This is a genomic window from Gordonia sp. OPL2 (assembly GCF_003797825.1).
In the GTDB taxonomy this organism is placed as follows: domain Bacteria; phylum Actinomycetota; class Actinomycetes; order Mycobacteriales; family Mycobacteriaceae; genus Gordonia.
Genome location: NZ_RKME01000005.1, coordinates 198,457 through 225,078, shown reverse-complemented (window position 1 = coordinate 225,078; position 26,622 = coordinate 198,457). Strand labels below are relative to the sequence as shown.

22 protein-coding genes and 1 riboswitch are annotated in these 26,622 nt (G+C 67.6%); of the genes, 11 read left to right on the top strand and 11 right to left on the bottom strand.

The window, feature by feature from the left end; all coding sequences use genetic code 11:
- Positions 1-34: 34 nt before the first annotated feature.
- Genes EEB19_RS07955 through EEB19_RS07945 form a run of 3 tightly spaced genes read left to right on the top strand, consistent with a single transcriptional unit; the run spans position 35 to position 4,952 of the window.
- A complete protein-coding gene (locus EEB19_RS07955; protein ID WP_187584963.1) occupies positions 35-1,396 on the top strand; it encodes an 8-oxoguanine deaminase in 1,362 nt (453 codons plus the stop codon).
- On the top strand, positions 1,396-2,214 hold the full coding sequence (locus EEB19_RS07950) for an FAD binding domain-containing protein (protein ID WP_187584878.1): 819 nt from the start codon (positions 1,396-1,398) through the stop codon (positions 2,212-2,214). The genes EEB19_RS07955 and EEB19_RS07950 overlap by 1 nt, the downstream gene beginning before the upstream one ends.
- Positions 2,211-4,952: a molybdopterin cofactor-binding domain-containing protein gene (locus EEB19_RS07945; RefSeq protein WP_187584876.1), complete on the top strand. Its 2,742-nt coding sequence runs from the start codon at positions 2,211-2,213 to the stop codon at positions 4,950-4,952. Before EEB19_RS07950 ends, EEB19_RS07945 begins: the two co-directional genes overlap by 4 nt.
- Before the next feature lie 18 nt (positions 4,953-4,970).
- On the opposite strand, the gene EEB19_RS07940 is transcribed toward EEB19_RS07945, so the two are convergent.
- From EEB19_RS07940 to EEB19_RS07925, 4 genes are all read right to left on the bottom strand, one after another.
- Positions 4,971-6,197, bottom strand: a complete 1,227-nt coding sequence (locus EEB19_RS07940; protein ID WP_187584874.1) for an acyl-CoA dehydrogenase family protein — start codon at positions 6,195-6,197, stop codon at positions 4,971-4,973.
- Between the two features lie 98 nt (positions 6,198-6,295).
- The gene (locus tag EEB19_RS07935) at positions 6,296-6,799 is read right to left on the bottom strand and encodes a histidine phosphatase family protein (RefSeq protein ID WP_187584872.1); all 504 of its coding nucleotides are present in this window, start codon (positions 6,797-6,799) and stop codon (positions 6,296-6,298) included.
- Positions 6,800-6,816: 17 nt separating this feature from the next.
- Positions 6,817-7,653, bottom strand: a complete 837-nt coding sequence (locus EEB19_RS07930) for a CbtA family protein (protein WP_187584870.1) — start codon at positions 7,651-7,653, stop codon at positions 6,817-6,819.
- A 30-nt stretch (positions 7,654-7,683) separates the two neighbouring features.
- The gene (locus EEB19_RS07925; protein ID WP_187584868.1) at positions 7,684-7,911 is read right to left on the bottom strand and encodes a CbtB-domain containing protein; all 228 of its coding nucleotides are present in this window, start codon (positions 7,909-7,911) and stop codon (positions 7,684-7,686) included.
- 34 nt (positions 7,912-7,945) lie between these two features.
- Positions 7,946-8,046, bottom strand: a riboswitch (adenosylcobalamin-variant (AdoCbl-variant) riboswitch).
- A gap of 44 nt (positions 8,047-8,090) precedes the next feature.
- On the opposite strand from EEB19_RS07925, the gene EEB19_RS07920 reads away from it, so the two are divergent.
- Complete coding sequence (locus tag EEB19_RS07920; protein ID WP_187584866.1) at positions 8,091-12,707, top strand: ATP-dependent helicase; 4,617 nt, start codon at positions 8,091-8,093, stop codon at positions 12,705-12,707.
- Positions 12,700-13,497, top strand: coding sequence for a DNA-formamidopyrimidine glycosylase family protein (locus tag EEB19_RS07915; RefSeq protein WP_187584864.1), 798 nt, complete (start codon positions 12,700-12,702; stop codon positions 13,495-13,497). The genes EEB19_RS07920 and EEB19_RS07915 overlap by 8 nt, the downstream gene beginning before the upstream one ends.
- 37 nt (positions 13,498-13,534) lie before the next feature.
- On the opposite strand, the gene EEB19_RS07910 is transcribed toward EEB19_RS07915, so the two are convergent.
- Positions 13,535-13,957: a pyridoxamine 5'-phosphate oxidase family protein gene (locus tag EEB19_RS07910; protein WP_187584862.1), complete on the bottom strand. Its 423-nt coding sequence runs from the start codon at positions 13,955-13,957 to the stop codon at positions 13,535-13,537.
- Positions 13,958-14,049: 92 nt separating this feature from the next.
- The gene (locus EEB19_RS07905) at positions 14,050-15,792 is read right to left on the bottom strand and encodes a glycerol-3-phosphate dehydrogenase/oxidase (RefSeq protein WP_187584860.1); all 1,743 of its coding nucleotides are present in this window, start codon (positions 15,790-15,792) and stop codon (positions 14,050-14,052) included.
- 75 nt (positions 15,793-15,867) lie between these two features.
- Between EEB19_RS07905 and glpK the strand changes: the two genes are divergently transcribed.
- A complete protein-coding gene (glpK, locus tag EEB19_RS07900) occupies positions 15,868-17,355 on the top strand; it encodes a glycerol kinase GlpK (protein WP_187584962.1) in 1,488 nt (495 codons plus the stop codon).
- A 129-nt stretch (positions 17,356-17,484) separates the two neighbouring features.
- Positions 17,485-18,795, top strand: a complete 1,311-nt coding sequence (locus tag EEB19_RS07895; RefSeq protein WP_262365511.1) for a 13E12 repeat family protein — start codon at positions 17,485-17,487, stop codon at positions 18,793-18,795.
- A gap of 3 nt (positions 18,796-18,798) precedes the next feature.
- On the opposite strand, the gene EEB19_RS07890 is transcribed toward EEB19_RS07895, so the two are convergent.
- Both EEB19_RS07890 and EEB19_RS07885 read right to left on the bottom strand, forming a co-directional pair.
- The gene (locus EEB19_RS07890; RefSeq protein WP_187584858.1) at positions 18,799-19,233 is read right to left on the bottom strand and encodes a hypothetical protein; all 435 of its coding nucleotides are present in this window, start codon (positions 19,231-19,233) and stop codon (positions 18,799-18,801) included.
- Positions 19,230-20,429: a hypothetical protein gene (locus EEB19_RS07885; protein WP_187584856.1), complete on the bottom strand. Its 1,200-nt coding sequence runs from the start codon at positions 20,427-20,429 to the stop codon at positions 19,230-19,232. The genes EEB19_RS07890 and EEB19_RS07885 overlap by 4 nt, the downstream gene beginning before the upstream one ends.
- Positions 20,430-20,670: 241 nt before the next feature.
- Between EEB19_RS07885 and EEB19_RS07880 the strand changes: the two genes are divergently transcribed.
- Positions 20,671-21,063, top strand: coding sequence for a hypothetical protein (locus EEB19_RS07880; protein WP_187584854.1), 393 nt, complete (start codon positions 20,671-20,673; stop codon positions 21,061-21,063).
- The gene (locus EEB19_RS07875) at positions 21,063-21,728 is read left to right on the top strand and encodes a DUF3558 domain-containing protein (RefSeq protein ID WP_187584852.1); all 666 of its coding nucleotides are present in this window, start codon (positions 21,063-21,065) and stop codon (positions 21,726-21,728) included. The genes EEB19_RS07880 and EEB19_RS07875 overlap by 1 nt, the downstream gene beginning before the upstream one ends.
- Positions 21,729-21,828: 100 nt before the next feature.
- Here the strand turns inward: EEB19_RS07875 and EEB19_RS07870 are convergent, their stop codons facing one another.
- Positions 21,829-23,232: an NAD(P)H-quinone dehydrogenase gene (locus tag EEB19_RS07870; protein WP_187584850.1), complete on the bottom strand. Its 1,404-nt coding sequence runs from the start codon at positions 23,230-23,232 to the stop codon at positions 21,829-21,831.
- A 154-nt stretch (positions 23,233-23,386) separates the two neighbouring features.
- Between EEB19_RS07870 and EEB19_RS07865 the strand changes: the two genes are divergently transcribed.
- On the top strand, positions 23,387-23,869 hold the full coding sequence (locus EEB19_RS07865) for a gamma-glutamylcyclotransferase (RefSeq protein WP_187584848.1): 483 nt from the start codon (positions 23,387-23,389) through the stop codon (positions 23,867-23,869).
- Positions 23,870-23,879: 10 nt separating this feature from the next.
- On the opposite strand, the gene EEB19_RS07860 is transcribed toward EEB19_RS07865, so the two are convergent.
- Positions 23,880-25,073: a M20 family metallopeptidase gene (locus EEB19_RS07860; RefSeq protein WP_187584846.1), complete on the bottom strand. Its 1,194-nt coding sequence runs from the start codon at positions 25,071-25,073 to the stop codon at positions 23,880-23,882.
- A 10-nt stretch (positions 25,074-25,083) separates the two neighbouring features.
- Positions 25,084-25,782, bottom strand: coding sequence for an enoyl-CoA hydratase/isomerase family protein (locus EEB19_RS07855; RefSeq protein ID WP_187584844.1), 699 nt, complete (start codon positions 25,780-25,782; stop codon positions 25,084-25,086).
- Positions 25,783-25,818: 36 nt separating this feature from the next.
- Here EEB19_RS07855 and EEB19_RS07850 point away from each other — a divergent pair, with 36 nt between their 5' ends.
- Positions 25,819-26,622, top strand: a complete 804-nt coding sequence (locus tag EEB19_RS07850) for a purine-nucleoside phosphorylase (RefSeq protein WP_187584842.1) — start codon at positions 25,819-25,821, stop codon at positions 26,620-26,622.

The following is a 26,622-nucleotide window of genomic DNA, read 5'->3' as shown; positions in this document are numbered from 1 at the left end:
GTAACGAGATCGTCGTAGCGTGTCGCGAGTGTCCGTGAATCGTCCCCCGACCCTCATCGAGAACGCCTACGTCGTCACCGTCGACGGCCGGCGCCGTGAACTCGAGTCGGCCTCGGTCCTCATCGACGGTTCACGGGTCGCCGCCGTCGGCGACATCCCGTCCGACCTCCCGGCGGATGTCACCCGGATCGACGGGTCCGGCCGGGTCCTGACTCCCGGCCTGATCAACACCCACCACCACCTCTACCAGTGGATCACCCGCGGACTCGCCGCCGACCACACGTTGTTCCAGTGGCTGACCACGCTGTACCCGATCTGGGCGGGTATCGACGAGGACGCCGTCCGGACGGCCGCGTCGGGCGGCCTCGCCCAGCTGGCTCTCTCCGGCTGCACCACGACCACCGATCATCACTATGTGTTCCCCGCCGAGGGCGGCGATCTCCTCGGTGCCGAGATCGACGCGGCGACGGCCATCGGGCTGCGGTTCCACCCCACGCGGGGATCGATGGATCTGTCGGAGAAGGACGGCGGGTTGCCGCCGGACTCCGTGGTCCAGCGGATCGACGACATCCTGACGGCGAGTTCGGAAGCCGTCGCACGATGGCACGACCCGTCGGCGGAGTCCATGCTGCGGATCGCACTGGCGCCCTGCTCGCCGTTCTCGGTCACCACCGACCTGTTGCATGAATCGGCGATCCTGGCACGCGATCTCGGTGTACGGATGCACACCCACCTGGCGGAGTCCCTGGACGAGAACACCTACTGCGACGAGCATTTCGGCTGTACACCACTGCAATACATGGAGTCGGTCGGCTGGGTCGGCGACGATGTCTGGTTCGCGCACGGCATCGAGTTCGACGACGACGAGATCGCCCGGCTGGCAGCCACCTCGACCGGTGTCGCCCACTGCCCGACGTCGAATGCACGCCTGGGCAACCGGATCTGCCGGACTCGTGATCTGGTGGATGCCGGCGTCCCGGTGGGTCTCGGCGTCGACGGGGCCGCGTCGAACGAATCCTGTCGGCTCCTCGAGGAGGCACATCAGGCCGTCCTCATGGCCCGGGCCCGCGGTGGGCCCACCGCCCTGACGACCCGAACGGCCATCGAACTGGCGACCATCGGTGGCGCGCGCGTTCTCGGACGCGCAACCGACACCGGGTCCATCGAGGTCGGCAAGCTCGCCGATCTCGTCCTGTGGGATCTGAACTCGGTGGCGCACAGCGGAATCACGGACCCGGTCGCCGCCCTCGTGCTCGGCGCCGTCCCGCCGATCGCCGCGAGCTGGGTCAACGGCCGCCCGATCATCTCCGACGGCGAGCTGCTCACCGTGGACACCGGGCAGGTGGCCGCCGATGTCGCCCGCGAGCATCGACGGCTGATCGCGAAGGCCGGCTGATGGATCTGAACACCGTCGAGCGCTACCGGTACGCCCGGACCCGCGACGATCTGCGGCTCGCACCCGGCGAACGGGTCGTCGGCGGTGGCACCTGGTTCTTCTCCGAGCCGCAGATCGACACATCCGGCATCGTCGACCTCACCACGATGGGATGGCCTGCGCTCGAAGACCTTCCGGATGGCGGCCTCCGAATTGCCGCGACGTGCCCGATCGCCGACATCGTCCGGTTGCCCGCACGTCCCGACCACCGGGCCGGACCGCTGTTCGCCCAGTGCGCCAACGCGTTGCTGGCGTCGTTCAAGATCTGGAACGTGGCGACGGTGGGCGGCAACATCTGCCGATCGTTCGCCGCGGCATCGATGGTCTCTCTCGCGGCAGGGCTCGACGCCGACGCCCTGATCTGGCTCCCCGACGGTTCCGAACGGCGGCTCCCGGTGGCGCAGCTGGTGACCGGCAACGGCACCAACTCGCTCTCCGATGGCGAGATCCTCCGCGCCGTCGACGTACCGGGGACGTCCATGCGGGCCCGGACCGCCTTCCGCAAACTGGCACTCGCCGAACTCGGCCGGTCCGGCACCGTCATCACGGGCCGGGTCGACGAGGACGGAGCGACCGTCATCGGCATCACGGCCGCGACCGCGCGGCCCGTCCTCATCCGGCACGAGGGCATCCCCGGCCCGGACGTCCTCCGCGGGCAGGTGCTCGCCGCCGACGGCTACTACACGGACCCGCTGGGGTCGGCGGACTGGCGACGCGCGACCGCGGCCGTTCTGGCCGAGCACGTGCGTGCCGAACTGGCCGAGCAGGTGGCCTCGTGAGATTCACGGTCAACGGCGAATGCCATGACGTCACACCGCGTCCCGGCCAATGCCTGCGCACGTTGTTGCGCGACTCCGCACATTTCGAGGTGAAGAAGGGCTGCGACGCCGGCGACTGTGGCGCATGCTCCGTTCTCGTCGACGGCACCCCCGTCCACTCCTGCATCTATCCGGCCCAGCGGATCGACGGCCATGCCGTCACCACCGTGTCCGGGCTGGGCACACCCGACGACCTGCATCCGATGCAGGAGGCGTTCGTCGACAACTTCGGCTTCCAGTGCGGATTCTGCACCGCCGGCATGATCGTGACGGCCTCCACCCTCGACGCCGACGATCTCGGCGATCTCCCCCGGAAGATGAAGGGGAACATCTGCCGTTGCACGGGTTATCGATCGATCCGCGCGTCGATCGCCGCCGGCACCGCCTCTCCCGCGGCCTCCGCGTCCGCCACCGGCGACTCTGCCGACAGCCTGGTGGGCCGCTCGCTGCATCCCCCGGCCGCGCGTCGGGTCGTGACCGGCACCGAGCCGTACACCTTCGACGTCACCGTCCCCGACATGACGTTCTTGCGGGTGCTGGGTTCCCCTGTCCCCCATGCCCGTATCGCCTCGATCGACACATCGGCGGCGGAGCGCGTGGATGGGGTCGTGTTGATCCTGACACACGAGGACGTCCCCATCCGGCGATTCTCGACCGCCCGACACGAACACCGCGAGGACGACCCCGACGACACACTGATCCTCGACCCGGTGGTGCGCTTCATCGGACAACGGGTCGCCGCGGTCGTCGCCGAGACGGCGGCCGCTGCCGAGCAGGCATGCCGGCTGATCGAGGTGACCTACGACGAACTGCCCGCGGTCTTCGATCCCGAGGAGGCGCGGACACCGGGTGCTCCGCTGATCCATCCCGACCGCACGCCGCTCGACCGTGTGAATCATGCCGACCGGAACATCATCGCCGACTTCCATCACGGGTTCGGAGGCGATGTGGATGCGGCGCTGTCGGAGTCCGCGGTCACGGTCGGCGGCACGTGGAGCACCGCGCGGGTTGCACACGCGCAGTTGGAGACCCACGGCAGCATCGGGTGGCTCGACGACGACGGCCGACTGGTGATCCGCACCAGCACACAGGTGCCGTTCCTGGTCCGCGACGAACTCGCGTACATCCTCGACCTCGACGCCGACCGCATCCGCGTGTTCACCGCCCGTGTCGGTGGCGGATTCGGCGGCAAGCAGGAGTTGCTGACCGAGGACCTGGTGGCGCTGGCCGTCCTGCGCACCGGACGCGCCTGTGGATATGAGATGAGCCGCACCGACGAGATGACCCGCACCACCTACCGGCATCCGTTCCGGGTCGGGGTCGATCTCGGATCCGACCACGACGGGCGACTCACGGCGATCAAGGTGGACGTCCTGTCCGACACCGGCGCCTACGGCAATCACTCGGTGGGCGTGATGTTCCACGCGTGCGCGGAATCGATCTCGGTGTACAACTGCCCGGTCAAACGCGTCGACGCCGAGGTCGTGTACACCAACAACCCGCCGTCCGGCGCCTTCCGCGGATACGGACTCGGACAGGTGATCTTCGCGGTCGAGTCGGCGCTCGACGAACTCGCGGTGACACTCGACATCGATCCCTTCGAACTCCGCCGACGAAATGCGGTCGCCGACGGCGACCCCCTGCTCATCACCCACCCCGAACCCGAACCCGATCTCGTCTACGGCAGTTACGGTCTCGACCAGTGCCTCGATCTGGCCCAGGCGGCGCTCGTCCGCGGAAACGGCGTGCAGGCGCCGCACGGCCCACAGTGGCGTGTCGGCGAGGGGATGGCGTTGGCGGCCATCGCGACCATGGCCCCGCGCGGACACATCTCGCGGGTGCAGGTCGGCGTCGACGCCGACGGCATCTACCACGTCGGCATCGGCACCACGGAGTTCGGCAACGGCACCACCACGGTGCACACGCAGATCGCCGCTGCGGACCTGCTCACCTCACCGGACCGGATCCGGTTGAGCCACAGCGACACCGATGCCGCCGACTACGACACCGGCGCGTTCGCGTCGGCCGGGACGACGGTCGCAGGCAAGGCCCTGCATGCGGCCTGCCTCGCATTGCGTGACACGCTGACCGGCATCGCCGCCGGAATCGCCGGCACTGACGAGGTCACCCTCGGCCCGGATGGCGTGCGGACCGGTGTGCGCAACCTCTCGTTCGGCGAGTTGATCGCGGCCGCCGACGACACCTCCCGTGTCGGCGACCGCATCGTCGCCACCGGTGAAGAGAACGGCGACCTGCGCTCGATCGCGTTCAACGTGCAGGCCTTTCGTGTCGCGGTGGACGTCGAGACCGGCAGCGTGGAGATCCTGCAGTCGGTGCAGGCCGCCGACGCGGGCACCGTCATGAACCCGCAGCAATGCCTCGGACAGGTGGAAGGCGGCGTGGCGCAGGCGATCGGTTCGTCGCTGTACGAGGAGGTCATGCTCGACGGCCAGGGAGTCGTGCTCACCCCGGTGTTCCGCACCTACCGCGTGCCTCAGATGGCCGACATCCCGACGACCGAGGTCTACTTCGCGGACACATCGGATGCTCTGGGCCCGTTCGGCGCGAAATCGATGAGTGAGTCGCCGTACAACCCGGTCGCCCCGGCGCTGGCGAACGCGATCCGCCGGGCCGTCGGCGTGCGACCCCACGAGCTGCCGATGTCGCGTGACCGGGTCTGGCGACTACTGTCGTCGTGAGGTCGGCCCGAGGGTGCCCTACGCGCGCAGCAAGCCCTTGGCGACGTGGGTGACCTGGATCTCGTTGCTGCCCGCGTAGATCATCAGTGATTTGGCATCGCGCGCAAGCTGTTCCACCCGGTATTCCGCCATGTACCCGTTGCCGCCGAACAGCTGGACCGCCTCCATCGCGACCTCGGTCGCCGCCCGCGACGAGTAGAGCTTCATCGCCGACGCCTCGGCGAGCGTCGGCGGTTTTCCCGCCTGGGTGCGCTCGATCGCGTTGAACAGCATGTTCTGCACGTTGATCCGGGCGACCTCCATCTCGGCCAGCTTCAGCTGGATGAGCTGGAACTGCCCGATCTCCTGGCCCCACAGCGTGCGGTTCTTCGCGTAATCGAGGGAGAGGCGCTGACATTCGTTGATGATGCCCAACGACAACGCGGCGATCCCCACACGCTCGGCGGTGAAGCCTGCCTTGGCCCCTTCACCACCGCGGGTGTCCGATCCGGTGTCCTCGGTCTCTCCGAGCAGGCGGTCCTTGCCGAGCCGCACGTTGTCGAAGAACAGTTCGCCGGTGGGCGAACTCATCATGCCCATCTTCTTGAACGCCTTGCCCTGGGTGAGTCCCGGCATCCCCTTGTCGAGGACGAACGAGAGCACCTTGCGATCACGGATCGGCGTGTCGTCGCCCTCGTCGAGCTTGGCGAACACCACGATCGTGTCCGCGTACGGACCGTTGGTGATGAATGTCTTCTGGCCCTTCAGGACGTAGTCGTCACCGTCGCGTTTGACGCTCGTCTTCATGCCGCCCAACGCATCCGAACCCGAATCGGGCTCGGTGATCGCCCAGGCGCCGACCTTCTCCATCGTGACGAGTTCGGGCAGCCAGCGCTTCTTCTGCGCGAGGGTGCCCTTGCTGCGGATGGTGGACGCGGTGAGCCCCATGCTCACGCCCATCGAACCCACGAGTCCGAGGCAGACGCCGGCCAGTTCGATGTTGAGGATCATGAAGGTCGAGCTGGCCATGTTCCCGCCGCCGCCCCCGGACGGCTTCTTCTCACCGTTGGCCTCGGCCTCGAGTTCCTTCTCCAGGGCCTCCTTGGCCATCGCGTCGACACCGAAGGTGGACAGCAGCTTGCGGGTGATGTCGTAGGGCGGCAGTTGTCCGGTCTCGAGTTCGTCGATGTTGGGCCTGATCTCCTTGTCGATGAAGGCCCGCAACGCATCTCGGACCATGACATCTTCTTCGGACCACTCGAACATCGCCACACACTCCCCAGATCAGAACACGTTTCAGTTGCTGTGTGATTACTGTGTCAGGAGTCACTGCGGAAGTAAAGGGACACTCTGGCGATCTCGTGTCATTGATCGCGGGCTGCGACCTCGTACACCGTTGCAGGCCGCACCTCGGTCGCGAAGTAGTGGTCCGCATCGGTGGCGAGCAGGGCCTGGGCGACCGGCATCGCGACCACACACGCGGCGGGCAGCGCCCGCATCGCGACTCGCCATCGACCGATGCGGTCGACGAACTCGGCGATGGTCTCACCGCCGTGGGGACGGGCGGCGGGATCGCTGAACCAGGCGCCGAGCTCGTCCGGTGAGATCTCCTCCGGCGGCCGTCCGGCCCAGTCACCCACGTCGAGCGTGCGCAACCGCTCATCGACGACGACCCCGCCGCGGATCAGCAGGTCACCCGTCTCTCGGCTCGCCCGCTCGGGCCCGCAGACCACCGTCTCCGACGAGCCGAGGATCAGTTCCGTCCCGAGGGCCACGCTGTCGCGCCGGCCCCGGTCGTCCAGAGACAGATCACCGCCGAACCGCACCGAACGATTGGGGCCGGTGCGGCCGGCGGTGATGACGAGCACGTACGACGGAGTCCCGGTCAGCTCTGCTCGGCGACGATCCGGTCGGCGGTGGCATCGGCCGACGTCACGGGCTTCGACAGCCTGCCCAGGATCAGCGCGAAGACGACGGCGAGCACGGTCCACAGGATGACCTGGTTGGCGATCACGTACACCCGGAAGTCACCGATGACGTCACCGGGGAACCCGGGGAACACGATCTGCCCGCCATCGTCGGTGACCGGCTGGGGCACTTCGTGGAACTCGGGCAGCAGTGCGACCGTGATGGTCACCGCGACCAGATAACCGATCGCGCCGACGACCGACGACACGAGGCCGCCGAGTCGCGGCCGCAGCCACAGGGCCGCGACGACCGCCGCGATCGCGAACGCCGACGACAGCAGGGTGATCGTGAGGAAAGCGCCACTGCGGGCGCCGATGGTGTCGTCGTCGCCGACGGCCGGCGGATTCGCCGGATAGGCGAAGAACGGTACGGCGAACACGGCCACGAATCCGATCACGGCCAGAGCCGCGGACACCATCCGTGGGTCGGTTGCCGGGTAGCGGCGACCGAGGTAGGCCCACAGCACCGTGAACGCGACCGCGAAGACCGCGCCCATGCAGACCGCGAACACGATCGTGCCGACACCGGCACCGATGTTCTCCTGGACCGAGCGGGTGAACACCTCACCGCCCTCACCGTGGACGTGGCCGCCGTGAGCGGCGGCCTCGAGCGCCTCCTCGGCCTCCGACCGTCCACCCTCGTAGTCGATCGCCTTGGCGACCTGCGGCTCGATGAACAGCCGCGCGAACACGAACGCGACGATGCCGGCGATCAGGCCGGAGAGCAGGCCTGCGCCGATGAACTTCTTCTCCATGTGTGGTTGTCTCCTGCGTCCTGGATTCGATCAGTGGCAGGGGAAACCGAGGAAGTGACGTGCATCGTGCACGAACTCGTGCACGTGCGTGTCGGAGCCGAAGACCGACACGGCTCCCTGGTCGTAGCCGAGGAAGTAGTAGGCCAGGGCGGCGAGGAGAACCGTGAGGCTGAGCCACACGGCGGCACTGGCCACCGAGAGGTCGGGGACGGCCAGCGACCGGGTCCTGCCCGGGCTGCTGTGGATGGTTGCGGTCATGTGTCGATCCTTCCGGCGGGATGTCGCGTCCCGTTGTCTTCTCGAAGTGAACTCCACCTGCGCGGCACTCTGGCTGTTACAGCGGCGCGACCGCTCCGGACTCTCACCGGATTCCCCGCGCATTGGTGTGAGATGACTGTATACCCGGGTTTGTCGGAGGTGTGCGGGATGATGGCACTGTGGCACGCAAGTCCGACGTCCTGGATCGCTTCACCGCCCCGACGCGGCGGTGGTTCACCGGTGCTTTCGACTCCCCGACCACCGCCCAGACCGGGGCGTGGAAGTCCATCGCCGATGGCAACAACACGCTGGTCATCGCACCGACCGGCTCGGGAAAGACGCTGTCGGCGTTCCTGTGGGCGCTCGACCGGCTGGCCGCGGAATCCGGTCGGGCGCACAAGACCCGGGTCGTCTACATCTCGCCCCTCAAGGCGCTGGCGGTCGACGTCGAGCGCAACCTGCGTGCTCCCCTCACCGGCATCACCCGCGCCGCGCAGGAGCTGAACCTGCCCGAACCCGACATCACCGTCGGTGTCCGGTCCGGCGACACCTCACCCGCCCAGCGACGATCGCTGGTCCGGACGCCGCCCGACATCTTGATCACCACCCCGGAATCGCTCTATCTGATGTTGACGTCGGCGGCCCGGGACACCCTGACCGACGTGGACGTGGTCATCATCGACGAGGTCCACGCGGTCGCCGCCACCAAACGCGGCACGCACCTCGCCCTCACCCTCGAGCGGCTCGACGAGCTGCTCGACAAGCCGGCCCAGCGCATCGGGCTCTCGGCGACCGTCCGGCCACCGGAGGTCGTTGCCGGTTTCCTCAGCGGGAGCGCGCCGTGCACCGTCGTCCGCCCGCCGACGACCAAGACCTTCGACCTGCGTGTCGATGTTCCCGTCGAGGACATGGCGAACATCCCGCCGCCTGCCGATGCCGATCCCGCGGGTGAGCTCGACGACGCCTTCTCTCCCGCGGCCGGTTCGCTGTGGCCGTTCGTCGAGTCGTCGATCGTCGACCTCATCGAGAAGAACCGCGCCACCATCGTCTTCGCCAACTCACGCCGGCTGTCGGAGCGTCTCACCGCGCGACTCAACGAGATCCATGCCGCGCGGACGTCCGATCCCGCGCGCCCCGGCGGCAACCCCACCGTGCCCGGGGGCGCGCCCGCCCACATCATGGCCAGCGGAGCCAGTGCGGGCGCCGAACCCACCCTGGCGCGTGCACATCACGGCTCGGTCAGCAAGGAGCAGCGCGCCCAGATCGAGGACGATCTGAAGGCGGGGAGGCTCGCGTGCGTGGTCGCGACGAGTTCGCTCGAGCTCGGTATCGACATGGGTGCGGTCGATCTGGTGATCCAGGTCGAGGCGCCCCCGTCGGTCGCCAACGGCCTGCAGCGCATCGGTCGCGCCGGTCATCAGGTCGGCGAGATCTCGCAGGGTGTGCTGTTCCCGAAACACCGGACCGACCTCATACACTGCACGGTCACCGTCGAGCGCATGCTCGACGGTGTGATCGAGGAACTGCGGGTGCCGCAGAATCCACTCGACATCCTGGCGCAACAGACGATCGCCGCCGCCGCCGTCGACGAACTCGACGTCGACCACTGGTTCGAGATCGTGCGTCGTGCGGCCCCCTACCGCGAGCTCGGCAGGCAGGTGTTCGACGCGACACTGGATCTCATCTCCGGCCGCTTCCCCTCCGACGAGTTCGCCGAATTACGGCCACGCGTGACCTGGGACCGCGACGCCGGCACGCTCGTCGGTCGTCGCGGAGCGCAGCGTCTCGCGGTGACATCGGGTGGCTCCATCCCCGACCGCGGGATGTTCGGCGTGTTCATGGTCGGCGAGAAGTCCACGCGCGTCGGCGAACTCGACGAGGAGATGGTCTACGAGTCGCGCGTCGGCGACGTCTTCGCGCTCGGTGCGACGAGTTGGCGCATCGAGGACATCACCCACGATCGGGTGCTCGTATCGCCCGCGTTCGGGCAACCCGGTCGTCTGCCGTTCTGGATCGGCGACACCGTCGGACGCCCCGCCGAACTCGGCGCGGCGATCGGCAAGTTCACCGCAGCCGTGGCCGATCCCGAGACCCTCGACCGGCACGCCGAACGCCTGGGCCTGACCGAGTACGCCCGCGACAACCTCTCCGCACTCATCACCGAGCAGCAGGAGGCGACCGGGCATCTGCCCAGCGACCGTACCCTCGTCGTCGAGCGTTTCCGCGACGAGCTCGGCGACTGGCGACTGATCCTGCATTCCCCCTATGGCCTGCGAGTCCATGCGCCGTGGGCGAGCGCCATCTCCGCCCGGCTGCTGGAAACCCTCGGCATCGAGGGTGCGACCACCGCCTCCGACGACGGCATCATCGTCCGCCTCCCCGACACCGACGACGAACCGCCCGGCACATCGGTGTTCGTCATCGACCCCGACGACATCGAACAGCTCGTCACCGACGCGCTCGCCGATTCGTCGATGTTCGCCTCGCGATTCCGTGAGTGCGCCGCGCGGGCGCTGTTGTTGCCGCGGCGCGACCCGGGCCGGCGCGCACCGCTCTGGCAGCAACGCCAGCGCAGTGCGCAACTGCTCTCCGTCGCATCGAAATTCCCTGACTTCCCCATCGTGCTGGAGGCGGTCCGCGAATGCCTCCAGGATGTCTATGACCTCCCATCGCTGACCGACCTGCTCACCCGGGTGCGGCAACGGCGTATCCGGATCGTCGAGACCGAGACGTCGGGACCGTCGCCGTTCGCCGCGTCCATGCTCTTCGGCTATGTCGGGGCGTTCATGTACGCCGACGACGCACCGCTGGCCGAACGCCGCGCTGCCGCACTGTCCCTCGACACCAGCCTGCTCGCCCAACTCCTCGGGCGGGTGGATCTGCGGGAACTGCTCGATCCCGCGGTCATCGCCGAGGTGACCGCACGGCTGCAGCGCCTGTCGCCCGACCGTCAGGCCCGAGACGCCGAGGACATCGTCGACCTGTTGCGGTGGCTGGGTCCGCTCACCACCGAGGATGTCGAAGCCCGCTACCGCGCGGATGATTCCGCGCGCGATCATCTCACCGACCTGCATCGCACCGGCCAGATCATCTCGATCAACCATCGCGGACGGGCCCTCTGGGCCTCGATCGACGACACGGCGCGACTCCGCGATGCGCTCGGCGTCCCTGCCCCGCAGGGCATCCCGGCCGCCTATCTCGAGCCCGTCGCCGATCCGGTCGGCGATCTCGTCGGCCGCTACGCGCGGACGCACGGTCCGTTCATCGTCACCGACGCAGCAGAAGACATCGGGATGGCCGTCGGTGTCGTGCGCGACACGCTGATCCGCCTGGCCGCCGACCGCCGGGTCGTCGAGGGCGACTTCCTGCCCGACGACGACCCGACCGGCAGTCCACGGGCCACCCAGTGGTGCCACGCCGACGTCCTCGGACAGATCCGGCGTGGATCGCTGGCGGCGAGCCGCGCCGAGATCGCGCCGGTCGATCCCGATGTCCTCGCCCGATTCCTGACCTCCTGGCAGCACACCGCTCCGGACGATGTACTGCGCGGCGTCGACGGTGTCGCGACGATCGTCGACCAGCTGGCCGGATATCCCCTCCCCGCGTCGGCCTGGGAGTCTCTGGTCCTGCCGGCGCGGGTGGCCGACTACACACCGGCGATGCTCGACGAACTGCTCAGCGCCGGCGAGGTCGTATGGTCGGGGCACGGACGGATCGGCGGGTCGGACGGCTGGATCGCCCTGCATCCCACCGAGATCGCGCCACTCACCCTCGCCGCACCGGACGAGATCGACATGACCCCCCTGCACGCCGGGGTGATCCAGACGCTCTCCCCCGGTGGCGCCCTACGCTTTCCGCAGTTGGCCGATGCCGTGGCCGGTGAGTCCCAGACATCCGCGGCCGACATCGAGACCGCTGTCTGGGACCTCGTGTGGGCGGGCCAGGTCGGCAACGATTCGTTCGCCCCGGTCCGCGCGCTGCTCCAGCCCCGGCGCAGCGCGTCCGCGTCGCGATCCGCTCCAGCGCACCGCACCCGGGGCAGGGCACCGCGTTTGCGCGCACAACGGTTGTCGACGCGCTACCTCGCCGAACACGGTGCCGCACGGCCGGTCACGCCCACCGCAGGCGGGCGCTGGTTCGCTCTCGACCGGATCGACACCGATCCCACCATCGCCACGCAGGCTCTGTGCGAGCAGCTGCTCACCCGGTACGGCGTGATCACCCGCGGTCCGGTGGTCGCAGAGAACCTGCTCGGCGGATTCGCCCGGATCTACAAGGCGCTCACCGTGTTCGAGGACAACGGACAGGTGCGCCGGGGTTACTACGTGGAAGGACTGGGCGGTGCGCAGTTCGCCTCGCCGGCCACCGTCGACGATCTCCGCCGTCATGCGCTCGTCGAGCGCCGGTCCAAGGACTCTGCCGTCGTGCTCGCCGCGACCGACCCCGCCAATCCGTATGGGGCGGCGCTGGAGTGGCCGACCTCGCGTGACTCCGACGGTGGGCACCGTCCGGGGCGCAAGCCGGGCGCACTCGTGGTCCTGGTCGACGGCGCGCTGGTGGTGTTCGTCGAACGCGGCGGCAAGACCGTGCTCACCTTCACCGAGACGCAGTCGCACCTCGAGGCGGCGGCGGCAGCCCTGGCCGCGCTGGTGCGCGCGGGGCGGGTGTCGAGACTGATGATCGATCAGGTGGATTCGCAACCGGTACGCGGTTCCGAACTCGGCGGACTTCTCGTCGGTGCCGGATTCGCGACGACGCCGCGCGGCATCCGTCTGCGTTACGGACAGCATGCCTGAGGGCGATACCGTCTACGCCGCAGCCGCACGGCTCCGTGCCGCCCTCGACGGTCAGCGACTGGAGCACACGCAGTTCCGGGTTCCGTCGCTGGCCACCGTGGATCTGTCCGGCCGTCGGGTCCGCTCGGTGCGGTCGCGGGGCAAACATCTCCTCATCGACGTCGACGGCCCGGATCCGGACCGTCCCGACACCGGAACCCTCAGCATTCACTCGCACCTGAAGATGGAGGGCGCGTGGCACGTTCACCCGCTCGGTCGGCGTTGGCGGCGTCCAGGTTTCCAGGCCCGCGTCGTATTGCGTACGGCGACCCACGAGGCGGTGGGCTTCGAGTTGGGCATCCTGGACCTGTTGACCGACCCTGACGAGTCGCTGTCGTATCTGGGTCCCGACCTGTTGGCCGACGACTGGGATGCAGCGGAGGCGATCAGCCGGATCGAGGCGGTCCCGGACGAACAGGTCGGGATCGCCCTCCTCGACCAGCGCCTCATGGCCGGCGTGGGAAACGTGTTCCGATGCGAGATCTGCTTTGTGCGCAGAATGCTGCCGACCCGTCTGGTCGCCGATGTCGACGTTCCCGCGACCGTCGACCTGAGTCGGCGGATGCTGTGGGCCAACCGGGGGCGATCAGCCCGGACGACGACCGGGAACACTACGCAGAACGCCCGGATGTGGGTGTACGGACGGCGTGGCGGGTTGTGCCGACGCTGCGGAACGCCGGTCGAGCGAGGTTTCCTCGGCCCGGCCGGCGAAGATCGTGTGATCTATTTCTGTCCGCGGTGTCAATCGTGAAGCGGTACCCGCCCCCGAAGCATCGGCCGATCCGACACTAGACCGGGTACCGTTCCGGCTCAGGACCGAACAGGAACCGTCGACCGCTGATCTCGGTGACCGTGATCTCGACGTAGTTGTACTTCAGCGTCGGTATCCACGGACGCAACGGCAACTCGTCCGCCTCGGCGATCTCGTGAGTCGAGACCAGCACGCGTGCAGTCCCTTTGACGACGACACTCCAGCCGCCGACTTCGGTGTGATCGTCGGCCTCGAAGGCGACGTCGCCGTTGACCGCGATCTCGGAGAGCTTGGTGCCCTCACCCGTGCGGAAGACGACACGCCCGTCGGCGGCATGGTGATTGACCGGGAAGATGTCGGGCTGTCCGTTGACGCTCAACGCAATTCGTCCGAGCGACACACTCGCGAGAAGTTCCCAGGCCTCGTCATCGGTGAGTACGTGCACCACATTGTCGACCATGATCTGTCCTTCTGCCATAACCCATTGTTCCTCCCACATGGGTGGTTCGGACAGGGGCGAAGGTCCCGACTTCACCCGTCGGGATCACGGATTCACTCCGGCACAGGCACCGGTTCGAGGATCTCGGGACGCGCCTCGGGCGCCGCCGCACGCAAGGCGTCGGCCGAGTCGTCGTCGGGCTGGCGTTGCGAGTCGATCTCGGCCTCGACGCGCGCGATGTACGTCGCGACCTCGAACGCCGTCTGCTCGGGCGTCCACCCGAGGATCGGCGCCAGCAGGTCGGCGACCTCCTGGGCGCAATCGACTCCGCGGTGCGGGTACTCGATGGCGATGCGGGTGCGTCGGGCGAGCACGTCCTCGAGATGCAGTGCGGCCTCGTCGATCGCGGCATACACGATCTCCACGCGCAGGTACTGCGGTGCAGCGGCCACCGGACGCATCAGGGACGGGTCGGCGACGCCGTAGTAGAGCACGTCGTCGATCAACGATCCGTACCGGTTGAGCAGGCGACGAATCCGGTACGGATGCAACCCGAATCGCTGACCGAGGTGCTCGCACTGGTTGATCAGCGCGAAGTAGCCGTCGGCACCCAGCAGCGGGACGCGTTCGGTGATCGACGGCGCGACACGCGTCGGGATGAAATCGGTACACGCGTCGACGGCGTCGGCGGCCATCACCCGATAGGTCGTGTACTTGCCGCCGGCGATGGATACCAGCCCGGGTGCCACCGTCGCGACGGCATGTTCGCGGGAGAGTTTCGACGTCTCGTCGTCCTCACCGGCCAGCAGCGGACGCAGCCCGGCGTAGACGCCCTCGATGTCGGCGTGGGTGAGCTTGGTGACGAGCACTTCGTTGACGCGTTCGAGGATGTAGTCGATGTCGGCGCGGGTGGCGGCCGGATGCGCGAGGTCGAGGTTCCAGTCCGTGTCGGTGGTCCCGATGATCCAGTGCGTCTCCCAGGGGATCACGAAGAGGACCGAGTTCGCGGTCCGCAAGATGATCGCGGTCTCGCTGACGATGCGGTCGCGCGGGACGACGATGTGGACGCCCTTGGACGCGCGGACCTTGAAGTGCCCCCGCTGCTTCGACAGCGCCTGCACCTCGTCGGTCCACACCCCCGCGGCGTTGATCACACAGTGCGCACGCACCTCGGTGATCTCCCCGTTCTCCGAATCACGCACGCGGACACCGAGAACACGGTCCGCCTCGCGCAGGAATCCGACGACCTGACTCGAGGTACGGATGACCGCACCGTAATTGGCGGCGGTGCGCGCGACGGTGAGACTGTGACGCGCGTCGTCGACAACGGTGTCGTAGTAGCGGATTCCTCCGATCAACGAGTTCCGTTTGAGGGCCGGCGCCACTCGCAGCGCACCCGAGCGGGTGATGTGCCGTTGCCCGGGAACCGATTTCGCGCCACCCATCTGGTCGTACAGGAAGATGCCGGCGGCCACATAGGGTCGCTCCCAGACGCGCCGGGTGAGCGGGTAGAGGAACGGCAGCGGCTTCACCAGATGCGGGGCGAGCAAGCGCAACGACAACTCGCGCTCGCGGAGCGCCTCACGGACGAGTCCGAACTCGAGTTGCTCGAGATAGCGCAACCCGCCGTGGAACATCTTCGACGACCGGCTCGACGTGCCCGACGCGATGTCGCGCGCCTCCACCAGGGCGACCCGCAGGCCACGGGTCGCAGCGTCGAGCGCTGCGCCCACACCGACGACGCCACCACCCACGACGACGATGTCGAACTGCTCGCTGCCCAGCCGCCGCCACGCCTCGTCCCGATACAGCGGACCCATGTCTGCTGGTCGATCCGGGTTGAACTCGGTGTTCATGATTCCCGAGCGTAATTGATGTCGGCCGAGCGCACCGCGTGCGACACTGGCGGCGTGGGCAACCCAAGCACTTATGTGGCCGCCATCGACCAGGGCACCACCTCGACACGGGCGATGATCTTCGATCGCCGCGGACGGGTCGTCAGCAGCGAGCAGATCGAGCATCAGCAGATATTTCCGCAGGCAGGATGGGTGGAGCACGACGCCGCGGAGATCTGGCGCAACACCCGCCGGGTCGCCGCCGCGGCCCTGGCCTCCGCCGACCTGAAGCACGGCGACATCGCCGCGTGCGGACTGACCAACCAGCGTGAAACAACTCTCATCTGGGACCGTGAGACCGGGGAGCCGATCCACAACGCCATCGTCTGGCAGGACACGCGGACCAATGAGCTGTGCACCACCCTGGCCGGTGACGCCGGAAAGGACCGCTATCGCGACCGCACCGGGCTTCCGTTGTCGACATATTTCGCCGGCCCGAAGATCCGCTGGCTGCTCGACAACGTCGACGGCGCGCGCGAACGTGCTGAGGCGGGCGAATTATGCTTTGGCACAATGGATTCCTGGACCGCCTGGAACATGACCGGAGGACGCGACGGCGGGCTGCACATCACCGATGTCACCAACGCGTCGCGCACCATGCTGATGGACCTGCGCACGCTGCGCTGGGACGAGGAGATCTGCGACGAGATGGGCATCCCGCCCGCGCTGCTCCCCGAGATCCACAGTTCGTCGGAGGTCTACGGACCGCTACGCGAGCACGGCTCCCTGCCCGGCGTCCCGCTGGCCGGCATCCTCGGTGATCAGCAGGCCGCCACCTTCGGGCAGGCCTGCCTCGATCCCGGCGAGGCGAAGAACACCTATGGAACGGGCAATTTCCTGTTGCTGAACACCGGCACCGAACCGGTGTTCAGCGACCACGGCCTGCTCACGACCGTCTGCTACCGGATCGGCGAGCAGGAGGCGCGTTACGCGCTGGAGGGATCGATCGCGGTGACCGGCTCGCTGGTGCAGTGGTTGCGCGACAATCTCGGCCTGTTCGCGCACGCGTCGGAGATCGAGTCGCTGGCGGCAAGCGTCGACGACAACGGCGGCGCGTACTTCGTGCCGGCGTTCTCCGGTCTCTTCGCACCGCGCTGGCGCCCTGACGCGCGCGGGGTGATCGTCGGCCTGACGCGGTTCGTCAACAAGGGCCACCTCGCGCGTGCAGCTCTGGAGGCCAGCGCTTTCCAAACGCGGGAGGTGATCGAGGCGATGCAGGCCGACTCGGGTGTCGAGTTGTCGACGCTCAAGGTCGACGGCGGAATGGTGGTCAACGATCTCCTCATGCAGTTCCAGGCCGACATCCTCGACGTGCCGGTGGTTCGACCGGTCGTGAACGAGACCACCGCGCTGGGTGCGGCTTACGCGGCAGGTCTCGCCGTCGGTTACTGGGAGTCCGAGGACGAGATCCGCGAGAACTGGGCGGAGGACAAACGCTGGGAACCGTCGATGGCCGACGACGACCGCGATCGGCTGTACAGCGGGTGGAATCGGGCGGTCGAGCACAGTCTCGATCTGGCCTGACGTATGGCCCTGCGGAGCAACGTCACTCACTCGATCCGGCCGACCCGATCGCCGGGCGCACGCGCCCGACTCTGTCAGACCCCCGCGATATCCTAGATCTCACAGTCGATCACGAGATCTGGGGGGACCATGATCGAAAAGGCAACGGATCTACACGCTCTGGTCGCACAGTTGTCGAGCGCGGCCGCGGCCGACTCGCAGGAGGAGGCTTTCGCACGGCTGGCTGCGCTCGAGGAGATCAAGGCTGTCTGCGCGGCCGCGCAGGCACGCGAGACGGCGCAGATCGATCAGCTCCGCCAGACCGACGAGATGCAACGCGGCGTGCCGAAGAGCCGTCAGGGTCGTGGCCTGTCGTCGGAGATCGGGCTGGCGCGCAAGGCTTCCCCGACACGAGGGGCGCAGTATCTCGGCTTCGCACGAGCGCTCGTCCACGAGATGCCGCACACCCGAGGAGCGCTGGAGTCCGGGCTGCTGACGGAGTGGCGCGCCACCATCCTCGTCCGCGAGACCGCCTACCTCACGCGGGAGACCCGCACGGAGATCGACAGATTGATGTGTGCGGACCCGCAGACGCTTGTCGGGGTGAGCGATCGGGAGCTGGAGGCAAGCGTCAAGAAGCGTGCCTATGAGCTGGACCCGGCCGCTGTCGTCGGCCGCATCGGCAAGGCGCAGAAAGATCGTCGGGTGTCGGTGCGTCCGGCGCCCGACGTGATGACCAAGCTGTCCGCCCTGTTGCCGATGGCGCAGGGCATCTCGGTGTACGCCTCGCTGAAGACCCACGCGGACTCTGTCGTCGGCGGCGATGAGCGGACGCATTCGCAGATCATGGCCGACACCCTCGTCGAGCGGGTGACCGGACAGGCGAAGGCCGCGGCGGTACCGATCGCGGTCAACGTCGTGATGTCGGAGCGGACGCTCCTCGGCGACAGCAACGAGGCGGCCGAGGTCGACGGCTACGGACCTGTGCCCGCGCATGTCGCCCGACGCCTGATCGCCGACGGGTTCGAAGCCGACGGCGACGTCGCAACGAGCATTCGGCGACTGTACGCACGTCCGTCCGATGGGTCGCTGGTGTCCATGGACGCGAAGTCGAGATGCTTCCCGAAGGCGTTGGCACACTTCATCAAGATGCGTGACCGGTTCTGCCGGGTGGACTACTGCGGTGCCGCGATCGAGGAGATCGACCACGCCCTGCCCCACCGGCTGGGCGGAGCCACGGATGCCGAGAACGGGGACGGGCTCTGCCGCGCTCACAACCGCGCGAAGGAGGCCGACGGATGGAGCTTCACGGTGCACCGGAGCGACGGTGGACACGTGATCGACATCGTCACTCCCTCCGGACAGGGGCATGCCAGTTCGGCAGCAGCGGCAGTGGGTTTCCGATTCGCCCACGACAGCTTGGTGGATGCGCGACTGCGCGCGGCGATCAACGCCGCGTGATCCTCACTCGACGAAATCGTTGAGGATCGAGACGACGCCCGCGCTGCCCTTCATCGCGACGGCGGCCTCGTAGGCGGCGTCGCGGAGAGTGTCGCGCGGGTCGACCCGGGTGTTCACGCCGTGCGCAAGGCAATTCAGTGCGCGGGCCTGGAAGAAGCTCTCGTGGTGCGCTGTCGTGTCCCCGCGCCGTTGATGGGCGAATCCGTCCCGGTCGCGGGAGTACATGAGCGACTCGACCTCGAGCCTCGTCTTTCCAGAGACCTGCCCGTGTTGGCGCCACTGTGCAAGTGCGCCGCGCACCACCTCGGAACCGCCGAGGTCGTTGACGTCGATGGCTGTCACAGCGAGCAGCTGCAGGCACCGCGGTATCTCGGTCTCCGGGACCTTGTCGACGAGCGCGCCCACACCTCCGGGCAGCCGTTCGATGCGATGGGTCACCGGTCTTCCGATTCTTGTTTCGCGGGTGGTGCCCAGTCACCGATGACCGGCGGGCTGACCAAAGGCAGTGTGCCCACGATCTCTTCGCCGTTCTCCTTGGTGTGTAGATAGTGCGGTGTCTTGTGCTCGTCGTCGCCGCCCTTGGTGGACCGCGCACCGTGCGGGGCACCGCCGAGCGGCCCGGCCCCGGGACGTCCGGCACCGCCGGGCACACCCGACACCGGCGTCGACGGATTCGACATCCCGGACGTCGGCATGGCCCCCATGAGTCGTCGGGACATCGGGGTCATCCCCGAGCTCGCGCCGGACCCTGAACCGCCGGCGCCACCCGGTACGGCGCTGCCTCCAACCCGAGGCGCGCCACCAACTGGCGAGCCGAGCGTTCCAGCGGCGGGGATCGCTCCCCCGGTGAGCCCCGCCGGCGCGGTTCCGTTCATGGTGTCGGCCGTCCCGCGCCCGCCGCGGGTCAGGCTGTCCGGGTCGTCGGGACCGTTGCCGTTGTTGTTCGCCGTCTCGTTGCCGAGCGACAAGGGCTTGTCACCCGTCGACGCCGACGCCGGCGTGGCTGTCGTCGGAGGTGAACCGCCGCCGTCGGGTGCCCCGGCAGTCGGCGTCGCAGAGGATCTCCCGTACTCACCGAGGTCCGAGACGCCGCCGGCAGACGAATGGGTGCCGGACGTGGAGAGACTTCCGCCTCCACCGCCACCGCCGCCCCCCGATGGTCCGCTCGTCCCTGAACCGATCAGTCGGGTCTCGCCGGCGATCGACCCGGCGGGCAGACCGCCCTGGGCGTCGTTCATCGGCATCGTGTAGGTGCCGGACATCAACGTGTCGACGGCGTTGCGGACGGTCGGCGCCGACTCCGGCGACTCCTTCAGTGCCGCGCGCAGGGATTCGAGCAAGGATTCGTTGGACTTCGCGGAACTGACGGCGTCTGCGGCCGCGGACATCGCCTTGTGTGCTTGTGAGGCGGTCTGGGCGCCGCCGCGGATGTCGCCGGCCGTGCCCTGTGCCGAGGCGACGCTCATGTCGACGGCGTACCCGAGTAGCGTGCCGCTGCCGGAGCCGAAGGCGGCATCGATGTCGTCAGCGACGCCGTTGGCCTCGTTGATCGCCTGCAGGACTGCCTCGGCGTCACCGCGTGCATCTCCGTCGCGCATGGTCTGGAGGATCGAGATGATCTCGTCCAAGGCCATCGATCCCCACGGCGACTGCCCTCCAGCCGAAGCCGGTGCGCCGAGGGTCGACCTCTCCTGGCCGCTCGGCCACAGGTACTTGCTGGCATCTTGGCCATCGTCCGGCGGCACAGTCCCCCCTATGAGCTCGTCCGACCCGTGGACACCTGCGAGAATACAGCCTTCCGTATTATCTTCGGGGCACGGGAACCAGGGGCTGTGTACTGTGCGTCCAAGTCGTGACGTCACATGAGGGGGATGGATGACCGACTACTACCCGCTGCCGGGCGACTCCGTCAGCATCCCGAACTCGTCGACCCCGTCGACCGTTCCGCTCGACGGCGGCACCGCCTCCGGTGGTGTCGTGAAGCTGACTGCGGGTGAGTGGGAGAAGCGGGCGCAGGTTGCGGCGGATGGGGCGGCTCGGTTAGCGGCGGCCAGCGTGAGCTTGTCGCGGGTGGCGGCCGGAAACTACTTCGGCGAGTGTTCAGAGGGGACCGGAATGTTCGAGGCGCTTGCTCCGGTAATCACAACTTTCCGGACCCAACTTGAGCGCCAAGCCCAGGAACTCACCGGACTAGCGGAAAAATGTGTTGATGCCAAGCATTCGCTTTCGGACACGGACCGCTTATCGCAGTCTGACTTTCACGCCTGATGCTGGTTCGTCAGCTCTCCGGCAGAACGCTTCGTGCGTCTAACTATGTTGCCGCCGCGCTTCTTGCCGCGATGACCCTAGTTGCCTGCGATGTCGACGGTTCTCCCTCCAGTGAGACCATTCAAGCTTCAGACTCTGCGTCCCCGACAAGTCATCAGGCGAGCGTTAGGCAAACCGACGCAGCGGGACGTCGTCTGCCGTTTGCAACCAAGTTCCCAAATCGGTGGAGTTCGAACAACGACGGTACGACGTTTGAACCGTGCACCGCCGAAGCCTCCGACACTCGCACCCGACTTCAGGTGGATGAGAATTCAGTAGCCGATGCAGCGGTTGCAGATCATCAGACCGTCCGCGGCTGCGAATGGAAACTCATTCAGCCAAAGCTCGCGTACTTGTCACAGTTTGTTGGCAACTTCAACGGATCACTCAATCAGTACAAGCAGCGCTACGCAGCTACAGGAGACCAATTCTTGGCTGACACGTATGAAGCTGGTCGAGCCGTCGCGATCTCTCCCGGCAATAGCGAATGCACGACGATTGTTCGATCAGGCACTGCAATGGTCTTTACTTCGATGAGTTTTGTCATCGAAAAGCCAACTCGAGAACAGATGTGCGAGAAGGCTTTGGACTACACCCGCGCAACCATCAATCAAATCCCCGAGTAGTCAGTCGAGCCCCTTCGTGACACTCGGCTATCGCCTCGTCCCTCAGGGAACAGAGCACGCCGCATCACCTCGATACTCGAGACAAACCCAGCGCCGAACCTCAGTCCAGATCGTCGTGCCGGACCAGCTGGCGCGCGGCCTCGGTGACCGAGCCCGACAGCGATGGGTAGACCGAAAATGTCTGTGCCAGATCGGAAACCGTCAGTTTGTTCTGCACGGCGAGCGCGATCGGAAGAATCAGTTCTGAAGCGGTCGGCGCGACGACGACACCACCGATGACCACCCCTGTGGCCGGGCGGCAGAAGATCTTCACGAAGCCGCGACGCAGCCCGCTCATCTTCGCGCGAGGGTTCGTCGCCAGCGGCAGCATGACGGTCCGCGCGGGATATTCGCCGCTGTCGATCGCCTTCTGCGAGACGCCGACGGTCGCGATCTCGGGACGTGTGAAGATCGCGGACGCAACGGTTTTCAGCTTGATGGGGCTGACACCCTCGCCGAGCGAGTGATACATCGCGATGCGGCCCTGCATGGCGGCGACCGACGCGAGCGGTAGCAGGCCGGTGCAGTCACCCGCCGCGTAGATGCCGGCGACCGAGGTGCGGGAGACGCGATCGACGGTGATGTAACCGCCGCGATCGACTTCCACCCCTGCGCGGTCGAGCCCGAGGTCGCCGGTGTTCGGCACGGAACCGACTGTCATCAGGACGTGTGAGCCGGTGACCGTGCGTCCGTCGGCCAGGTGCGCGGTCACCGAATCCCCGTGCCGCTCCACCTTGTCGGCGCGGGCGTGCTTGATGAGCTCCACACCACGTTCGGCCAGTGCGTCCTCGAGGACGAGCGCGGCGTCCTCGTCCTCGCCGGGCAGAACGCGGTCGCGACTCGAGACCAACGTCACCTTCACGCCGAGTTCGGTGTAGGCGTGGACGAATTCGGCACCGGTCACGCCGGAACCGATGACGACGAGGTGTTCGGGCAGTTCTTCCAGGTCGTAGAGCTGGCGCCAGTTGAGGATTCGCTCGCCGTCGGGCCGGGCATCCGGGAGCACGCGCGGTGAGGCGCCAGTCGCGATGAGCACGACATCGCCCTCGAAACGCTCGGTGCTGCCGTCGTCGAGTGTTGCGACGACGCCGTGGGTGGAGACGCCGATCTGCCGTTCGTCGAGCTGCGCCCGACCGGAGACGAGTTTGACACCCTCACTGATCAGTCGCGAGCGGATGTCGGACGACTGCGCGAACGCCAGATCGCGCACCCGCTGATGGATCTGCGGAAGCGTGACCAGGGCATCATCGGTACGGATGTTGATGCCGAGATCGACGGCCTTGCGCACCTCGGTGCGAATACCGCTCGACGCGATGAACGTCTTGGAGGGCACGCAGTCCCACAGCACGCACGCGCCGCCGACGCCGTCGGAGTCGATCACCGTGATGTCGGCGCCATACGCGGCCGCAGCCAACGCTGCCTCGTAGCCGGCCGGGCCGCCGCCGATGATCACGATCTTGGTCACGTCCACCACTCCTGTCGTCGTCGCCGGCGCGGTACGGATGGGCTGCTCGCGCGCCGGATGTCGCCTACCAACCTAGTCCCCCGGCGGGCGGTCGTCGCACCCTCGGGGGAGGCCCAGCTTTCGCGCCGCGCGCGGAGCATCTAGGCTTTCGCCCGTGCCGATATACGCCGCCTACGGGTCGAACATGCATCCCGAGCAGATGGCTGAGCGTGCACCGCACTCCCCGATGTCGGGAACCGGGTGGCTGCACGGTTGGCGTCTCACGTTCGGGGGCGGCGACATCGGCTGGGAAGGCTCGCTCGCCACCGTCACCGAGGACCGCGACGACCCCGATTCCAAGGTCTTCGTCGTCCTGTATGACGTCACCAGCGAGGACGAGGAGAATCTCGACCGCTGGGAGGGTTCCGAGCTCGGCATCCACGTGAAGCTGCGGGTTCGCATCGACACGGCCGACGGCCCGGTCCTTGCCTGGCTGTACGTCCTGGACGCCTATGAGGGCGGACTCCCCTCGGCCCGCTACCTGGGCGTGATGGCCGAGGCAGCGGAGATAGCCGGGGCGCCTGCCGAGTATGTGCAGGAACTTCGGTTGCGCGAATCACGCAACGTCGGGCCCGGGCCGGGGCCCGTCGAACCCTGACCCGGGAGCCTCACACCTCGCCGAGAGCGACCCCCGCCAACGTGCGGACGCCGACCTCGAGCGCACGCTCGTCGAGGTCGAAGTTGGGTTGATGCAGGTCCACGTGCGGACCGATCCCGTCCCACACCCCGAGGCGACCCATCGCTCCGGGCACATGCTCGAGGTACCAGGAGAAGTCCTCGCCACCGGGTGACTGCGGGGTGTCGGCGACCGCGTTCGGCCCGATCTCGGCGACGGCAGCACGCAGCATGCCGACGGCCGTCTCGTCGTTGACGACCGGAGGGACGCCCCGGAAGTACGAGAGGTCGTAGCGCACGCCGAGAGGTGCCAGGAGTTCACCGATCACGCTGCGGACCAGAGGCTCGAGCTCGGACCACATGGCGTGGTCGCCGGTGCGGACCGTTCCGAGCAGCCGACCTTCCTGTGGGATCGCGTTGGGTGCGCTCCCGGCATGTGCGGCACCCCACACCATGACCGTCCCCGACCGTGGGTCAATGCGGCGCGACAGGATGCCAGGCAGGCCGGTGATGACGGTCCCCATCGCGTACACAAGGTCTCCGGTGAGGTGCGGACGCGATGTGTGGCCACCGGCCGAGTGCAACTGCAGGTCGATGTGATCTGCCGCCGACGTCAGTGCCCCGGAGCGCAGTCCGACCGATCCGACCGGCAGTTTGGGGTCGCAGTGCAGCGCGAAGATCCGGCTGACCCCGTTCATCACCCCGGCCGCAACGGCATCGAGCGCGCCGCCCGGCATGACCTCCTCGGCCGGCTGGAAGATCAGTCGAACACCGACGGGCAGTTCGTCGAGAGATGCCAGCAACTTGGCGACACCCATGAGGATCGCCGTGTGTGCGTCGTGACCGCAGGAATGGGACACACCTTCGACAGTCGAGCTGAACGCCAACCCGGTGTGCTCGGTGATCGGCAGCGCGTCCATGTCGGCGCGCAACGCGATCCGTGGCTTGTCGCCCGGACCGATGTCGCAGACGACGCCCGTACCCAGCGGCAGCCGTCGAGGTTCCAGCCCGGCACTGGTGAGTTCGACCATCACCAGCTCGGTCGTGTTGACCTCCTGGCGTGACAGCTCGGGATGAGCATGGATCTGTCGGCGCCACTGCACCACGTCCTGCCCGTTCGCCGCCCACCACGCGCCAATGACGTCGCGCGAAGCCACCGAGTGGATACCGGATTCGCTCACAGCCATCGCGCCACCATCACAGCACCGACGGGGGTGTGGTGATCTGCAGATCCTCGAGCAGCGGACGCCGCAGTCCTCGCTTGATCTGTCCCAGGTTCTGCCCTGCCAGCGGGGCGCGCTCGGCTGCGAGCTCGCGTGCACGACTGAGCAGCTGGTCGACGTCGACAGCCTCTTCGACGATGCCCGCCGCCTTGGCATCGGCACCGCCGTAGCGCTTCGACGTCAGCATCCCCTCGGTGGCGGTCGCGTCGGTGAGACGCGTCCGCAGCAGGGTGCTCATGCCACGGGTGAAGGGCATGCCGAGCGCGGCCTCGGGCAACGACCAGAATCCCCGCTCGGTGCGCATCAGTCGGACGTCGGCGCACAGGGCCAGCATGGCGCCCGCACCGAAGGCATGGCCGTTGATCGCGGCGACCGTCGGGACGGGCAGGGTGAGCAGTTTGACGTAGAGCTCGTGCACGCGATCGAGGTAGCGCGGCAGTCCACTCGCATTCGCCGCGATGTAGTCGGTGTCGAGCCCGTTGGTGAAGAACTTGCCGGTGGCCGTGATCACCAGTGGTTTGGTCGGCTCCGCGGCGATCTGATCGAGGTACTCCCCGACTGTCGCCATCCATTCGATCCGAAACCGGTTGTCCGGATTGGACTCGTCGAGTTCGACACCCTCTGCGCCCAGGTAGAGCTCGGTGACATCGCCCGCAGAACTGAGAAACGGCATGTAGCGACCTTATCGCCGGGCATTACTGTTGGGCCCATGGACCCCACTGCCGATGCCGACGCCGCTGCGATCGCAGCCGCCGCGACGATCGCCGCCGAGACCGATTGCACCGCGCACGACGTCGCAGTGGTCCTCGGGTCGGGCTGGGCACCGGCGGCCGAGGCGTTCGGGACTCCCGTCGCCAGCGTGCCGATGGCAGATCTACCGGGCTTCACACCGCCGAAGGCCGCAGGTCACGGCGGTGTCGCGCATTCGGTTCGCATCGGCGATCGGCGGGTGCTCATCCTGCTCGGACGCATCCACGCCTACGAGGGGCACCACCTGTCACGCGTCGTCCACCCCGTCCGGACCGCGGCGGCCGCCGGTGCGCACACGATCATCCTGACCAATGCAGCCGGCGGACTACGCCAGGACATGTCCGTCGGGCAGCCCGTCCTGATCAGCGATCACCTCAATCTGACGGCGCGGTCACCCCTGGTCGGTGCCCAGTTCGTCGACCTCGTCGACGCATACTCCCCCGCTCTGCGCGACCTCGCTCGCACCATCGATCCGACGCTGGCCGACGGCGTCTACGCCGGCCTGCCCGGTCCCCATTACGAGACGCCCGCAGAGATCCGGATGTTGCGCACCCTCGGGGCGGATCTCGTCGGGATGTCGACGGTGCACGAGACCATCGCCGCCCGAGCCGCCGGTCTGAGAGTGCTCGGTATGTCGTTGGTCACCAACCTCGCCGCCGGGATGACCGGCGAACCGCTGAGCCACACGGAGGTCCTCGAGGTGGGCCGCGCATCGGCACGTCGCATGGGCGAGTTGCTCGCGTCCATCATCGGTCGGCTCTGA

Bases quoted from the DNA above. Each gene is read 5' to 3' on its own strand.
- EEB19_RS07950 (WP_187584878.1), top strand. From the start codon at position 1,396: ATGGATCTGAACACCGTCGAGCGCTACCGGTACGCCCGGACCCGCGAC.
- EEB19_RS07940 (WP_187584874.1), bottom strand. From the start codon at position 6,197: ATGTTCGAGTGGTCCGAAGAAGATGTCATGGTCCGAGATGCGTTGCGG.
- EEB19_RS07930 (WP_187584870.1), bottom strand. From the start codon at position 7,653: ATGGAGAAGAAGTTCATCGGCGCAGGCCTGCTCTCCGGCCTGATCGCC.
- EEB19_RS07925 (WP_187584868.1), bottom strand. From the start codon at position 7,911: ATGACCGCAACCATCCACAGCAGCCCGGGCAGGACCCGGTCGCTGGCC.
- EEB19_RS07915 (WP_187584864.1), top strand. From the start codon at position 12,700: ATGCCTGAGGGCGATACCGTCTACGCCGCAGCCGCACGGCTCCGTGCC.
- EEB19_RS07910 (WP_187584862.1), bottom strand. From the start codon at position 13,957: ATGGTCGACAATGTGGTGCACGTACTCACCGATGACGAGGCCTGGGAA.
- EEB19_RS07905 (WP_187584860.1), bottom strand. From the start codon at position 15,792: ATGAACACCGAGTTCAACCCGGATCGACCAGCAGACATGGGTCCGCTG.
- EEB19_RS07895 (WP_262365511.1), top strand. From the start codon at position 17,485: ATGATCGAAAAGGCAACGGATCTACACGCTCTGGTCGCACAGTTGTCG.
- EEB19_RS07885 (WP_187584856.1), bottom strand. From the start codon at position 20,429: ATGGCCTTGGACGAGATCATCTCGATCCTCCAGACCATGCGCGACGGA.
- EEB19_RS07880 (WP_187584854.1), top strand. From the start codon at position 20,671: ATGACCGACTACTACCCGCTGCCGGGCGACTCCGTCAGCATCCCGAAC.
- EEB19_RS07875 (WP_187584852.1), top strand. From the start codon at position 21,063: ATGCTGGTTCGTCAGCTCTCCGGCAGAACGCTTCGTGCGTCTAACTAT.
- EEB19_RS07860 (WP_187584846.1), bottom strand. From the start codon at position 25,073: ATGGCTGTGAGCGAATCCGGTATCCACTCGGTGGCTTCGCGCGACGTC.
- EEB19_RS07855 (WP_187584844.1), bottom strand. From the start codon at position 25,782: ATGCCGTTTCTCAGTTCTGCGGGCGATGTCACCGAGCTCTACCTGGGC.
- EEB19_RS07850 (WP_187584842.1), top strand. From the start codon at position 25,819: ATGGACCCCACTGCCGATGCCGACGCCGCTGCGATCGCAGCCGCCGCG.